This window comes from Acetohalobium arabaticum DSM 5501 (assembly GCF_000144695.1).
GTDB classification, from domain to species: Bacteria; Bacillota; Halanaerobiia; order Halobacteroidales; family Acetohalobiaceae; genus Acetohalobium; species Acetohalobium arabaticum.
Genome location: NC_014378.1, coordinates 1,094,172 through 1,107,756, shown reverse-complemented (window position 1 = coordinate 1,107,756; position 13,585 = coordinate 1,094,172). Strand labels below are relative to the sequence as shown.

The 13,585-nt window shown below is 37.5% G+C and carries 15 protein-coding genes and 1 pseudogene; 1 reads left to right on the top strand and 15 read right to left on the bottom strand.

Annotated elements, in window-relative coordinates:
- Nucleotides 1–203: 203 nt before the first annotated feature.
- The 4 genes from acear_RS05385 to acear_RS05375 all read right to left on the bottom strand — a co-directional run bounded on the left by acear_RS05385 (nt 204) and on the right by acear_RS05375 (nt 3,944).
- Nucleotides 204–1,439, bottom strand: a complete 1,236-nt coding sequence (locus tag acear_RS05385) for a BaiN/RdsA family NAD(P)/FAD-dependent oxidoreductase (RefSeq protein ID WP_013277996.1) — start codon at nt 1,437–1,439, stop codon at nt 204–206.
- A 331-nt stretch (nt 1,440–1,770) separates the two neighbouring features.
- Nucleotides 1,771–1,899: a hypothetical protein gene (locus tag acear_RS12925; protein ID WP_280956774.1), complete on the bottom strand. Its 129-nt coding sequence runs from the start codon at nt 1,897–1,899 to the stop codon at nt 1,771–1,773.
- 21 nt (nt 1,900–1,920) lie between these two features.
- A complete protein-coding gene (locus acear_RS05380; protein ID WP_013277995.1) occupies nt 1,921–2,244 on the bottom strand; it encodes a hypothetical protein in 324 nt (107 codons plus the stop codon).
- 449 nt (nt 2,245–2,693) lie between these two features.
- A complete protein-coding gene (locus tag acear_RS05375) occupies nt 2,694–3,944 on the bottom strand; it encodes an RNA-guided endonuclease InsQ/TnpB family protein (RefSeq protein WP_013277994.1) in 1,251 nt (416 codons plus the stop codon).
- An 83-nt stretch (nt 3,945–4,027) separates the two neighbouring features.
- Between acear_RS05375 and tnpA the strand changes: the two are divergent.
- Nucleotides 4,028–4,413 (top strand): annotated as a pseudogene (tnpA, locus tag acear_RS05370) (IS200/IS605 family transposase).
- Between the two features lie 209 nt (nt 4,414–4,622).
- Here the strand turns inward: tnpA and rnc are convergent.
- From rnc to rpmF, 11 genes are all read right to left on the bottom strand, one after another.
- On the bottom strand, nt 4,623–5,327 hold the full coding sequence (rnc, locus tag acear_RS05365) for a ribonuclease III (RefSeq protein ID WP_013277993.1): 705 nt from the start codon (nt 5,325–5,327) through the stop codon (nt 4,623–4,625).
- A gap of 18 nt (nt 5,328–5,345) precedes the next feature.
- Nucleotides 5,346–6,587 (bottom strand): beta-ketoacyl-ACP synthase II, encoded by a 1,242-nt coding sequence (gene fabF / locus acear_RS05360; protein WP_013277992.1) that lies wholly within the window; start codon nt 6,585–6,587, stop codon nt 5,346–5,348.
- Nucleotides 6,580–7,554 carry an NAD(P)H-dependent flavin oxidoreductase gene (locus tag acear_RS05355; protein ID WP_013277991.1) on the bottom strand — a complete coding sequence of 325 codons (975 nt, stop codon included), beginning with the start codon at nt 7,552–7,554 and terminating at the stop codon, nt 6,580–6,582. The genes fabF and acear_RS05355 overlap by 8 nt, the downstream gene beginning before the upstream one ends.
- A gap of 74 nt (nt 7,555–7,628) precedes the next feature.
- Nucleotides 7,629–7,859 carry an acyl carrier protein gene (locus tag acear_RS05350; RefSeq protein WP_013277990.1) on the bottom strand — a complete coding sequence of 77 codons (231 nt, stop codon included), beginning with the start codon at nt 7,857–7,859 and terminating at the stop codon, nt 7,629–7,631.
- 91 nt (nt 7,860–7,950) lie between these two features.
- Nucleotides 7,951–8,700 (bottom strand): 3-oxoacyl-[acyl-carrier-protein] reductase, encoded by a 750-nt coding sequence (fabG, locus tag acear_RS05345; RefSeq protein WP_013277989.1) that lies wholly within the window; start codon nt 8,698–8,700, stop codon nt 7,951–7,953.
- A gap of 55 nt (nt 8,701–8,755) precedes the next feature.
- Nucleotides 8,756–9,688 (bottom strand): ACP S-malonyltransferase, encoded by a 933-nt coding sequence (gene fabD / locus acear_RS05340; protein ID WP_013277988.1) that lies wholly within the window; start codon nt 9,686–9,688, stop codon nt 8,756–8,758.
- A gap of 20 nt (nt 9,689–9,708) precedes the next feature.
- Complete coding sequence (fabK, locus tag acear_RS05335) at nt 9,709–10,656, bottom strand: enoyl-[acyl-carrier-protein] reductase FabK (protein WP_013277987.1); 948 nt, start codon at nt 10,654–10,656, stop codon at nt 9,709–9,711.
- 11 nt (nt 10,657–10,667) lie between these two features.
- On the bottom strand, nt 10,668–11,660 hold the full coding sequence (locus acear_RS05330; protein WP_013277986.1) for a beta-ketoacyl-ACP synthase III: 993 nt from the start codon (nt 11,658–11,660) through the stop codon (nt 10,668–10,670).
- Nucleotides 11,653–12,660, bottom strand: coding sequence for a phosphate acyltransferase PlsX (plsX, locus tag acear_RS05325; RefSeq protein WP_013277985.1), 1,008 nt, complete (start codon nt 12,658–12,660; stop codon nt 11,653–11,655). Before plsX ends, acear_RS05330 begins: the two co-directional genes overlap by 8 nt.
- Nucleotides 12,644–13,240, bottom strand: a complete 597-nt coding sequence (gene fapR, locus acear_RS05320) for a transcription factor FapR (RefSeq protein WP_013277984.1) — start codon at nt 13,238–13,240, stop codon at nt 12,644–12,646. Before fapR ends, plsX begins: the two co-directional genes overlap by 17 nt.
- A gap of 147 nt (nt 13,241–13,387) precedes the next feature.
- Nucleotides 13,388–13,555: a 50S ribosomal protein L32 gene (rpmF, locus tag acear_RS05315; protein ID WP_013277983.1), complete on the bottom strand. Its 168-nt coding sequence runs from the start codon at nt 13,553–13,555 to the stop codon at nt 13,388–13,390.
- Between the last annotated feature and the right edge of the window lie 30 nt (nt 13,556–13,585).

Sequence of the window (13,585 nt, the reverse complement as noted above, 5' to 3'; positions counted from 1 at the left end):
TACGCTTGCCGTTCGTTCGACATCCTGTCTCACTCACTCTCGAAGATTAGTCCTCCACCGTCCATGGTTCCGGACTAATCTTAAGAGTCTAAATTATTTCCAATCAACAGCAGAAGAGAAAAAAGATCTGGAACGGAGAAACTTCCCAGGCTGAACAGAGCAACTTTCACTCCGTATATGGTAAGTATGAATTTCCTATAATTTTAATCAACGACATTTATTCCTGCCAGATACCCGGTAGAAAAAGCTGCCTGAAGATTAAAACCGCCGGTATAGGCATCAATATCTATTACTTCTCCGGCTAAGTAAAGGTCAGAAACCAGCTTTGATTCCATAGTTTGCGGATCTATTTCATCTATCATAACTCCACCTTTGGTTACTATAGCCTGGCGCAGTCCCTTGGTGCCTATAATCGTTACTTCCAACTCCTTTACGAGCTGCATTAATTCTCTTCTTTCCTCAACAGTAATCTGATTCACCTTTTTATCTGCTGGGATAGAGACTAAATCAACAATTACTGGAATTAATTTACTGGGTAATAGATCACCTAAGCTATTTTTGAACTGTTTTCGACTGTATTTCTCAAAATCACGCTGGAGTCTATTATCCAGTGTCTGTTCATCAAGAGCCGGTTTGAGATCAATCTTAAGCTTGAGGCTGCCCTCTCCCAATCTACTAACTACATCGCGGCTTAAAGTCAGAACAATCGGTCCTGAAACTCCATCATCAGTAAATAAGAGTTCGCCGAATTCTGAATCTATTTCTTCTTCATTCAGATATAATCCGGCTTCTACATTCTTTAAAGTCAGTCCTTCTAAGCTAGCCACCCAGCCTTCTTTAGCCTGCAGCGGAACTAGGGAGGGCTTAATAGACTTTATTCTGTGGCCTACTGTCTCTAACATTTCATATCCATCGCCAGAAGAACCTGTAGTCGGATAGCTGGCTCCACCGGGAGTAAAGACTACTTTATCGGCTAAATAAGAGTTACCATCTCTATCCATAACTCCTTTAACTGCACCTTCTTCAACCAAAATTTCATTAACAGCCGTTTTTAACCTAATCTCTACTCCTTTATCCTTTAGATAGCCCTTAAGAGCATCAACTACATCACGAGCAGAATCGGATTCAGGAAAGACTCGATCCCCTCTTTCTACTTTAGTTGGAACTCCCAATTCTGCAAAGAAGTTACGCAGTTGATGATTAGGGAAAGTATAGAGAGCGCTGTAGAGAAAGGAGCCTGTCTCAGGAAAGTTCTCAATCATCCTTTCGATACTACAGTCATTGGTTAAGTTACATCTACCCTTACCGGTTATCAATAGCTTCTTACCTAGCTGTTCATTCTTTTCTAATAATAAAACTTCTGCTCCATTCTGAGCAGCAGTACCTGCAGCCATCATTCCTGCCGGACCACCGCCGACAACAACTATTTCTGTTTTCATAATTGCCTCCTTTAAATGATTTCAAAACCAAGTATAGTTTATAGCTGATTACTCATTAATTATAACTGAAAATATCATTAAACTCAAAAGAATATAGCTTCAGATACTTATAGCCATCTGTATAAAGTAGCCATCTGCACTTTAGAAGTTCATTGCTCATCTAGCTCTTCATTCAATATCTTTATATACTTTTCTCTTTTATCCTGATTATCTTCATATACAAAATCATTTTGAGCCATAAACTTAATCAAACCTTTAACTACCTTCTGATCAAGTTGCCCACCATTTTGAATTAGATCGATATAAGAAGCAATTCTTTTTTCTAACTGAACTAATAACTTCTCTTTTTTTCTTTTAAGTCTCTAATATTTTGTTCAATCTTTTTTAATTTTGCTTGCAGCTGTGCTGTTTCTTGTTTTTCTTGTGCTAATTCTCGTTTTGCTTCTTTCTTTTTTAGCATATTCTTTAGCATCTTCTACAGTTAAATCTGAAAAAGTATCCCAGCTATCACCTGTTTTTTCCTGTTTATTTTCTTTTCGCTCTTTATCTGAAGTATCTTCTTTACTATCCTTTCCTTGTTCATTATTCCCACTCGGAGCTTGCTCTCCTTGGTCTGCTTGATTTTGACCTTCTTGACCACCTGACTCCGTATCTTTTGGAGCTTGATTATCGGCTTGATCACTTTTAGTTGTAGAATCTTGTTGTGAACTTTCATCTCTATCTGATGTCTCTCTAACTTAGTAGCCGTATCCGCAGTAGTCAGCACCGCCGCCGTTACCACCACTAAGACTGCTCCCTTTTTCATAATGTAAGCCTCCTTCATTAGCCGCTCAATTTTGTAGTATCTAGTATTTAACATTAATGTACTTAATTTACATAAAGCTCATTAAAGTAGTTCGCTAATTAACACCGATTATCCTTGCTTACCACCTAAATTTTTCCTGCTTAATAGCAAAGCAGCATACCCGCTGCTTACGAGTATGCTGCTTCAATGCAAAACTTATTATTGGAATTTTAAAACGCAGCTCAGATAATTCTGTTTAAATATTGTTGATATATTTCAAAAAACAACCTCACAATAAAGAATAATTAACATATAAAAATTAAAAGCAGCCCGTTTGTGAACCTCTCCACCTAAATCAAAAACAAGATTTAGATGGAGCTTCTAACTGCTTCATATAGATTAAAGTTCAATCTATATTACTAGATTAGTTTGAAAGATGTTTGATTTTTAAGTTCCCTCCTAGTTAAAACCTAGGATACCCTTAATCTTTCGGGAGTGTTCACTTCTCCCATATCCCTAATCTGTTTTACCATTTTGGGAGTACCATTTTTAATATACTTTCTCATTATATTTAGCGAACCGTTTACATCAGCATTGATCACTTTATTGCCAGTTTTAAACAGTCCTCGTTTAATCCGTCTAGATTTATCATAGTTATTTTTATTTAATTTTTCTTCATCTATTGCAGAACAACCAGAAGTGTAGGCTTCATTTACAAAAACAACTTTAATACCTTCTAATTTAGCTTTGTACTCTATTAAATTTTTAAGTCTCTGGATGGGAACAGCTACAAAATGTTTATTATGCTTATTATTTTGCTTAATACCTGCTATATCACCAATTACCATAGTATCTACGTTATTTTTAGTTGCTAATTTAACTATTTCCTTACTAGCTTTATGTAGATAGTCAGCAACAAAATTCCTTCTTTTTAATCTTAACTTTTTAATTTGTTTGGTATCTTTAAATTTTTGATTACCTATTTGTTTCATTCTGATTTTTTGAAGTTTAGTAATTCTTCTATTATAGTACCTATTTTCTGATTTAATTACTTTACCATCAATGATATAGCTTTCTGGATTATCTTTAAAGGTTAAAGTTGCTAGATTATTTAAACCTAAATCTATAGCCATTATATTATTTCCTTTAGCTTTATTTTTTTCATTTACTTTGTGAATGATGATTAAATACCAGTTATCAGAAAGGTTATCTCTTTTTATCCTCACTTGCTGGAGATTATCTAAATTAGTCAGGCTTTCAATTATTGGAAGTAACTGAAATTTAAGACTGTCCACCTGAAATTTAGATTTAATCTCTTTAGATAAGGACAAAAGAAGATTATCCTCTCTAACTCTGATAGCCAAATTAGTAAAGATTATTTCACTTGGATTACTATCTAAGTATTTGAAGTTAGGTGGTTTTGGTTTGCCTTTATATTTGTTAGGATTATTATTGTAATCCTCTATTGAATTAAAATATGACTTCCAATCTTGGGCTAATTGTTTAAAAAGTTGCTGTCTATTATGACTATGTAAATATTCAGTATGCCAATTAGATTTAAAATTATTTTCTAATCTAGTATAGACAGGTTTAATTTCTTCATTATTTTTAATTTCATAGTTAACTGTATTATAGAGTTTAGAACAATGCCAAGACAGTTCTTTAACTATTTCTAGTTGTTTATGGCTAAAATTAGGTTTAAATTTAAATGCTAATTTCATAGGTTTACACCTCCTTTCTTTATTGATAAATTATACCATGGTTTTATTTGGTTGTAAATTAATATTTAGGAGGTTAAAACCTTATGAGTAGGGAAATTAACAGCAATCGTCACTCTGTTTACAGTCTTAAATATCATTTAGTTGTAATTACAAAATACAGACACAAATGTATTACTCCTAAAATGCTTGACGAACTAGAAAAAATATTTACTAGGTTACTCAATGACAAAGATTGCGAAGTTTTAGAATTTGGAGGAGAAGAAGACCATATCCATATTTTATTTGAAACTCCACCACAAATACAATTATCGAAATTAGTTAATACTTTAAAAACTGTATCTTCTAGACTTATTAAAAAGACTATGAAGAACATTTGAAAAACTATTATTGGAAATCACCTTTTTGGTCTAGAAGTTATTGTGTTATTTCTACTGGAAGAGAAAAATCAAATGATAATATTAAAAAATAATAGATAGATATTTAAAAAGTATTGAGAAATAATACTTGAAATTTCATCAATCATAATCATTCTCTGACTGGATAAGCTATTATTGAAATGATTGAGAAATATATCCAAAGTCAAGGGAAAAAGAACAAAATCGCCTCAATTCATCTCCACTTAAACCAAACTAAAGATTTAGATGGAGTTTTCTTGAGGCATTTTAGATAAACCACGAGCTACTTTAATTTCTTCAAAGCATTTTTGGCCGCCTGCTGCTGAGCTTCCTTCTTACTGGATCCAGTCCCCTCACCTAAAGAACGATCATTAAACTTAACCTCTACTGTAAACTCTTTACTGTGATCAGGACCTTTTTCTTCGATTACATAATACTCCGGTCGAGCATTTGACCTTTTCTGAATCATCTCCTGGAGAGTCGTCTTATAATCTCTAATATGCTCACCGGCCTCTGCACTTTCGATATCAACCTTCATCAGCTTCATAATAAAGTCTTCAGCTATATCCAGATCCTGATCAAGATAGATACTACCAACTAAGGCCTCGAAAGCATCGGCTAAAATTGAACTTCGCTTACGGCCGCCGGTCATCTCTTCGCCGTGTCCTAATAACAGATACCTGCCTAAATCCAGCTCCCTTGCTTTAGCAGCTAATGTAGGAGCACTGACTACCGAAGCCCTCATCTTAGCCAACTTCCCTTCGGGATAATCAGGATATCTATTGAACATATATTCACTAACTACGATATCCAATACTGAATCCCCCAAAAACTCCAGACGTTCATTATCTTTTAAATTTAAATCTCTATTCTCATTAGCATAGGATTTATGAGTCAATGCTCTCTGGAGCAGATCCAGATCAGCAAAATAAATATCTATCTTACTCTGTAGTTCTTCTAATTTTTCCTTGTATTCTGCAGTAATCATACTTCTCACAACCTTAAATTATTGTTGATACTCAGCAAAAATTAATGTAGCATTATGGCCGCCAAAACCTAAAGAATTGGATAATACAGCCTTAACCTCCAATTCACGTGCTTCATTGGGAACATAATCTAGATCACATTCAGAATCTTCATTTTCATAATTGATAGTTGGCGGGACTACCCCCTTCTCAATTGCCAACAAAGAAGCAATTGCCTCAATACCTCCGGCGGCTCCCAATAGATGGCCTGTCATTGATTTAGTGGAGCTAACTGCTACATCATAAGCTAAGTCGCCAAATACATCTTTAATAGCCTTGGTCTCCAGTTTATCATTTTGTGGTGTAGATGTACCATGAGCATTAATATAATTTATGTCTTCAAGATCTAAACCTGAATTATCAATAGCCATCTGCATAGATCTAGCTGCTCCATCAGCTTCAGGATCAGGTGCTGTAACATGATAGGCATCTCCAGACATACCATAACCTACTACCTCACCGTAGATTTTAGCTCCGCGTTCAAGAGCACTATCTAAGCTTTCCAAAACTAATATTCCAGAACCTTCCCCCATTACAAATCCATCCCGCTCTTCATCAAAAGGTCTGCTAGCTCTCGTAGGTTCATCATTTCTAGTGGATAAGGCCTTCATAGCACAGAACCCAGCATAAGATAGCTCTGTAATTGCTGCTTCTGAACCGCCAGTAACCATAACCTCAGCATCACCGCGGCGAATAATATCGAAAGCATCACCAATAGCATGAGTTGCTGAAGCACAGGCTGAAACAGTAGTTGCATTCGGTCCTTTAGCACCTAACTGGATTGAAACCTGGCCGGCAGCCATATTGGAGATCATCTTAGGAATAAAGAAAGGACTGATTCGACCTGGACCACGTTCAATTAACCGTTTAGTCTGATTCTCAAAAGTCTCCATTCCGCCGATACCGCTGCCGACTAAGACTCCTACATCTTCAGCATTACTATCATCAATCTTCAAATCTGAATCCTCTACAGCAATTTTTGCTGCTGCTACAGCAAACTGAGCAAATTTATCCATCCGCTTAGCATCCTTGCGGCTCATATAATCCTGTGCATTAAAGTCTTTTACTTCACCGCCGACTTTAGAATCAAGTTCGGCTGCATCAAAGTTTGTAACTCTATCGATTCCTGATTCTCCTGCTTCCAATGCTGCCCAATAATCCTTTAAGCCAATACCCACAGGAGAAACAGTTCCCATTCCTGTCACTACAACCCGATTACTCATCTATAGACTCCTCCTGATTTAATAAACTTTTTGCCTTATCAACCAAGTTATTAATTACCTCTTTAACCGGCAGAATATCATTAATTCTATATGTTTCTTCCCCGGCAAAGACTAAACCATTGGTCATATCTCCCTCTTTCGCCTTAATTAAAGACTTAATAATACAGTAAACACGTGAACAGTCCTTTAGACAGATATAGTCACAATGAAAGCCTGTCTTTACTTCACCTGAACCGAGCCGTTCATAAAACTCATTACGTAAAGCTCTACCCGGCAGACCTACAGGACTTTCAATCATTACACTATCTTCAGGTTCTGCATCTATATATAACTCTTTAAAACTATCATCTACCTCACATTCTTCAGTAGCCACGAAACGAGAACCCATCTGTACACCATCAGCACCTAACTGTAGAGTCTCAGCAATGTCAGCGCCATCGATGATACCACCGGCAGCAATTACTGGAATATCAACTGCATCAGTAACTTCTTCTAATATCTCCTTCATTGGTCGGTCAGTTCCTAAATGTCCTCCAGCTTCCTTACCCTCAACTACTACAGCTGAAGCACCTAATTTTTCAGAAATTTTAGCCAATCGGGCTGAAGAAACAATTGGTACAATCTCTACTCCGCTCTCTTTACCCATATCGAATAAATCTCTAGAAAAGCCTGCTCCGGCTACAATTAAATCAATTCCTTCTGCAATCGAACCCTCCACTAATTCTTTAAACTTGCTGGCAGCTACCATAATATTAACGCCCAAAATTCCTTCTGTCAACTCTTGAGCCCGCCGAATTTCAGCCTTCAATTCATCGGTAGAGATTCCAGAACCAGCTATTAAACCGATACCGCCTTCTTCAGCCACTGCTGCGGCTAAAGGGGCCGTCGATACTTTAACAGCCATTCCTCCCTGTACAATTGGAATTTCTGCTACTAAGTCTCCTATTTTCAATCGTGGTAAATCCAAGCTAATCCCTCCACAGATATTTATAATTTGAGAAGGAAAGCCTCTAAAGAGACCTTCCTTCTAATAAATAATTATTAATTATGGCTTTTAATATACTCAACAGCATCCTCTACTGTTCCAATATCTTCTGCATCTTCATCAGGAATCTCAATCTCAAATTCCTCTTCAAAAGCCATAACTAGCTCAACAATATCTAAAGAATCTGCTCCTAAATCATCAATGAAAGAAGCAGTTTCTGTTACTTCCTCTGGCTCAACTGCTAATTCCTCTACAACAATCTCTTTAACCTGTTCTAAAACTGACATATTTACTTCACCCCCTTTCAAAGTTTAGCTACCAAGGAATCTATATTTCCCACATTATAAAGTACATCTCATAATAATGCAGGTAATTAATTTACATTACCATTCCGCCAGCAACATTAATAACCTGCCCAGTTATATAATCTGCTTTGCTGGAAGCTAAAAAGGATACTACATTGGCTACATCCTCTGGTGTGCCAAATTCATCTAATGGTATAGCCTCTAACATCTCTTCTTGTACTTCTTCGGATAATTCATCAGTCATCCTGGACTGAATAAATCCAGGAGCAACAGCATTGGCCATTATACCGCGGCTGGCCAATTCTTTAGCCGTTGATTTAGTAAGTCCAATCACCCCGGCTTTAGAAGCAGAGTAATTTGCCTGACCGGCATTTCCCATTCTTCCCACTACAGAAGCAATATTAATAATCTTGCCGCTTCGCTGCTTCATCATTATCTTAGTTACTGCCTTAGTACAGTTAAAGACACCTTTTAGATTAACATCAATTACAGAATCCCAATCTTCTTCTTTCATTCTAAGTAAGAGATTATCATTAGTTATACCAGCATTATTAACCAGAATATCTATAGAATCAAATTCGTCTTTAACCTGTTTCATCATCTTTTTTACTTCATCTAACTGAACAACATTAGCCTTCACTGTAACAGCTTCCTGGCCCAGATTCTTTATCATATCTACAACTTCTTGGGCATTCTCTTTTTCTGCTTCAACAGGATAATTTACTGCTACTGATGCACCTTCTTCAGCCAAAGAGAGAGCAATTGCTTTTCCAATTCCTCGCGAGCTACCTGTTACAACTGCTGTTTTACCTTCTAATTCCATCTTCTCACCTTCCTTTACCTAGTATCATTAAACCAAATATAATTTATTCTAAATCTTATAATTTCTGTAACGTTTTTTCTAAAGATGATAAATTCCGTACATTTAAAGCCGTAATACTGCGGTCAATCCGTCTCATAAAGCTTTTTAGAGTTCTTCCCGGTCCTGCTTCAATAACTCTATCAAGATTATTATCTATCATAAGTTCAATAATATCTACCCAGTAGACTGAACCGCTGAGCTGATCAATAAGTGCTTTCTTAATTTCATCAGGTGTTTCAACATAATCGGCCGTTACATTAGCCATCACCGGTAGCTCAGGTTCTGAAATCTCAATCTTCTCCAACTCAGCTGCCAATTTATCACCGGCCGACTTCATTAAGCTGGAATGGAAAGGACCGCTGACATCAAGTAGAACTGTCTTCTTAGCTCCAGTATCTTCAGCCAATTCAAGCGTCTTCTCTACGGCTTCTTTTTCTCCTGAAATCACTGTTTGAATCGGAGTATTATAATTTGCCAGCTCTACTATACCAAACCGGCTTCCTTCTTTAACAGCCTCTTGTACTCCTTCTCTTTTCAGACCAATAACAGCTCCCATAGCTCCTTCACCTGCCGGAACTGCTTCTTCCATAAATTGGCCCCGCTTGCGAACCAGTTTAACTGCTGACTTAAAATCCAGGGCTCCAGCCGCCACTAAAGCAGAATACTCTCCAAGGCTATGGCCGGCTACAGTATCAGGCTGAATTCCTTTCTCTTTTAAGACTTCATAAACGGCTATACTCATTGTCAAAATAGCAGGTTGTGTATTCTCTGTCTGCTTCAATTCATCCGCCGGTCCTTCAAAACATAATTTTGATATATCCAAATCTAAAGCTTCATCAGCTGCATCAAATACCTCTTTAGCTGCTGAAAACTCCTTAACTAATTCAGCTCCCATCCCCACTTTCTGGGCTCCCTGCCCGGGAAAGAGAAATGCAGTTTTTCCTGACATCTTAATCCTCCTTCTTACAATTATTTTTCTATTAATTCCACCTTTTCTTTCAACACTGTTTCAGCTTCCTGAATAAACTCTTGAATAATATCAGCAGCCGGCTTTTCTTCATTAACCATTCCGGCTATCTGACCAGCCATAACACTTCCTTCTTTTACATCTCCTTCTTTAGCAGCATTCTGTAATCTACCAATACCTAGTTCTTCTAGTTCTTCTTTACTGACTCCTTTATTCTCCAATTTATCTATCTGCCGTGTTAATTTATTCTTTAAATTCCGTACTGGATGTCCCGTAGACCGAGCAGTAACTATAGCATCTCTATCTCTAGCTCCGATAATAGCTTCTTTATAATTTTCATGAACTGTACATTCTTCAGCACAAACGAATCTAGTACCTACTTGAACTCCTTCAGCCCCTAAAGCCAAAGCAGCAGTTAAACCGCGTCCATCGCCGATTCCTCCAGCTGCAATCACCGGCAGATCAATAGCATCTACTATCTGGGGAATCAGAGGCATTGTAGCTACCTCTCCAATATGTCCTCCAGCCTCAGTTCCTTCAGCAATAATAGCATCTACATCCAGTCTAGCCATTCTTTTAGCCAAAGCTACCGAAGGAACTACAGGAATAATCTTGGTACCTACTTCCTTCAATTTATCGATATATTTACCGGGATTTCCAGCTCCAGTGGTAATTACAGGCACTTCTTCTTCATAAACAGTTTCAATTACTTCATCTACATGAGGAGAAAGTAACATTACATTAACACCATAAGTCTTATCAGTTAGCTCCTTAGCTTTCTTAATCTCTTCTCTAACCACTTCTGCTGGAGCATTACCGGCTCCAATAATACCTAACCCACCAGCATTCGAAACAGCAGCTGCTAACTCTCCAGTGGCAATCCAGGCCATTCCTCCCTGAATGATAGGATATTCTATCTCCAATTGTTTACATAATTCTGTCTTTAACATATTATTCCTCCTTATGACCATTCTATAACACTTGCTGCCCAGGTAAGTCCGGCTCCAAAGCCAACTATCACTACTCTATCTCCGCTGTGGATCTTACCTGCCTCAACAGCTTCATCCAGAGCAATCGGAATAGAAGCAGCCGAAGTATTGCCGTACTTATCGAGATTAACAAAGACCTCATCATCACTTAGATTCAAGCGTTTAGCAGCACCATCTATAATTCTAATATTAGCCTGATGAGGAATCAAGAAGTCTACATCTTCTTTTTCTAAGCCTGCTTCGTTTAAGGCTTCCACTGCTCCCTTCCCCATTGCTCTAACAGCAAACTTGAAAACAGCATTACCTTCCATCTGAATACAATGTAAGTTATTTTCAACAGTTTCTAACGAAGCCGGCTGTTTTGAACCGCCAGCAGGTATCTGTAATACATCACCGCCTGAGCCGTCAGATCCTAAAACTGTAGATAAGATACCTCTGGATTCTACTGGCTGTATTACTGCAGCTCCAGCACCATCTCCGAATAATACACAGGTATTTCTATCTTCCCAATTTATGATTTTAGATAATGTCTCCGCTCCAATAACCAATACATTATCGTAAGCTCCGGTTCTGACAAATTGAGTAGCCACTGAAATTCCATATACAAAGCCTGAACAACCGGCTTCTAGATCAAAGGCAGCTGCATCTGTAGCATTTAGTCTGTCCTGCAGAAGACAGCCTGTAGCCGGAAATACCATATCAGGAGTTACAGTCGCCACTAAAATTAAATCTAACTCCTCTGGTGCTAGATCAGCATCATCCAGTGCAGCCTCTGCTGCCTTATAAGCCAAATCAGAAGTAGTAGTCTCTTCTTTAGCAATTCTTCGTTCTTGAATTCCGGTTCTACTCTTAATCCATTCATCGCTGGTATCTACCATTTCTTCTAAATCACGGTTTGTCAATACCTTATCAGGAGCATAAGAACCAACTCCAGTAATTCCTGCTCTTCTCAGTTCCTTACTCATCAGCTCTACCAGTCCTTTCATTTATATTTTCCTTAATCTGGTCCAATACCTGCCGTTCAACTGATTCACAGGCTACATTAATGGCATTCTTCACTGCTTTATTTTTAGAACTACCATGGCCAATGATCACTACTCCGTTAACCCCCAATAGAGGAGCGCCGCCGTATTCAGCATAATCCATCTTCTTCTTTAGCCGTTTCAGACTGGACTTCATAAACCAAGATCCTAACTTGGCAATTAAACTTGCCTCCAGCTCTTCTTTCATCATCTCAAAGACAGTCTTACTTAATCCTTCTGCTGTCTTTAAAATAGTATTACCTACAAAACCATCACAGACTACTACATCACAGTCAGTAGTAAATATATCCCTTCCTTCAACATTTCCAATAAAGTTAATATCAAGTTCTTTAAGTAATTGATAAGTCTCTTTAGTTAATTCATTACCTTTTTTTGCTTCTTCTCCGATACTTAACAAACCAACTTTAGGCTTAGATTTATGAAGAATCTGTTCAGCATAAATGTTACCCATTAAAGCATACTGAACCATATTTTCTGGAGTAGAATCAACATTAGCTCCTACATCTAAAACCAGTGTCTCCCCTTCTAAAGCAGGCATCACAGTAGCAATTGCCGGCCGTTTAACGCCTTTAATTCTACCTAATTTCAAAAGTGAACCTGCCATAACGGCACCTGTACTTCCTGCTGAAACCAAAGCATCTGCCTTGCCACTACGGACTAATCTTACCCCAACAGCAATAGAAGAATCTGTCTTCTGTCTAACAGCTTTAGCCGGAGTCTCATCCATCTCTATTACATCAGGTGCATCGATAATCTCCAATCTATTTAAATTATAATTATAATCTTTCAACTTTTCTTCAATTACATCTTCAGGGCCTACTAATAGAATCTTACCTTCTATCTCTGATATAGATTCAACTGCCCCTTTAATAATCTCATCAGGAGCATAATCGCCTCCCATTACATCAACGGCTATCTGCACGCTTTTTTACCTCCCCGTTCAGTCTCCCACCGGAAAAGATAATAAATTCTCCATTAAAGACGCGGTCCTGTTTTACTTTAGTCGTTACTTCAATCTGGAATTTCTCATCTTTTTTGCTTTGAACTACTGCTTCTGCAATTAATCTCTCTCCAACATGGACTGGACACTCAAATTTGGTCTTTGTTAAGCCGGTTAAGGCCAGATCCGTATCTATAATAGCAACTGCCAGGGAGTTAGCCTGAGCAAATATATGATGTCCTCTGACAATCCTACTATCAGTCAATCCCATATCTTCATTAGTCTCTAAAATAGATGTACCGGATTTATTTAACTCGATATCTATTAATTCACCGATGATTTCAGAATTGCTGACAGACTTAACTTTAGAATAGGAATCCTTAGCTAAATTTCTAATCCTCTTTCTAACTTCCGGAATATTAAGCTCTAATCTATCCAACCGAATCGTCTGAATACTTACTCCAAATATCTTAGCCAATTCCTGGTCGATTAGAAAAGGATTTTCTTCAATCTTCTCTTTTAAGGCTTTCTGTCTTTCTGCTTTAGATAGCTTCTTTCCCATAATTATCACCTGATTTATATCTAGTGTTAAGACCTACTACTAATTTTCACTGTTGATATTATATATTAAACTTAACTAATATGCAAGCCAATTTAAAAAATTAAGAGTTCAGGAGAAAATCCCTGAACTCTTAAGAATCAAATCTATTTACTTAACAGGTCTACCTTTATAATATCCACATTCATTACATACTCTATGGGACAACTTAAATTCACCACACTGAGAACATTCTACCAAGTTAGGTGCATTTAATTTCCAATGAGTTCTTCTCTTTCTCTTTCTGCTTTTTGAAGTCCGCTGCTTAGGTACTGCCATTCCTAACACCTCCTTTAAACCGTTACAACA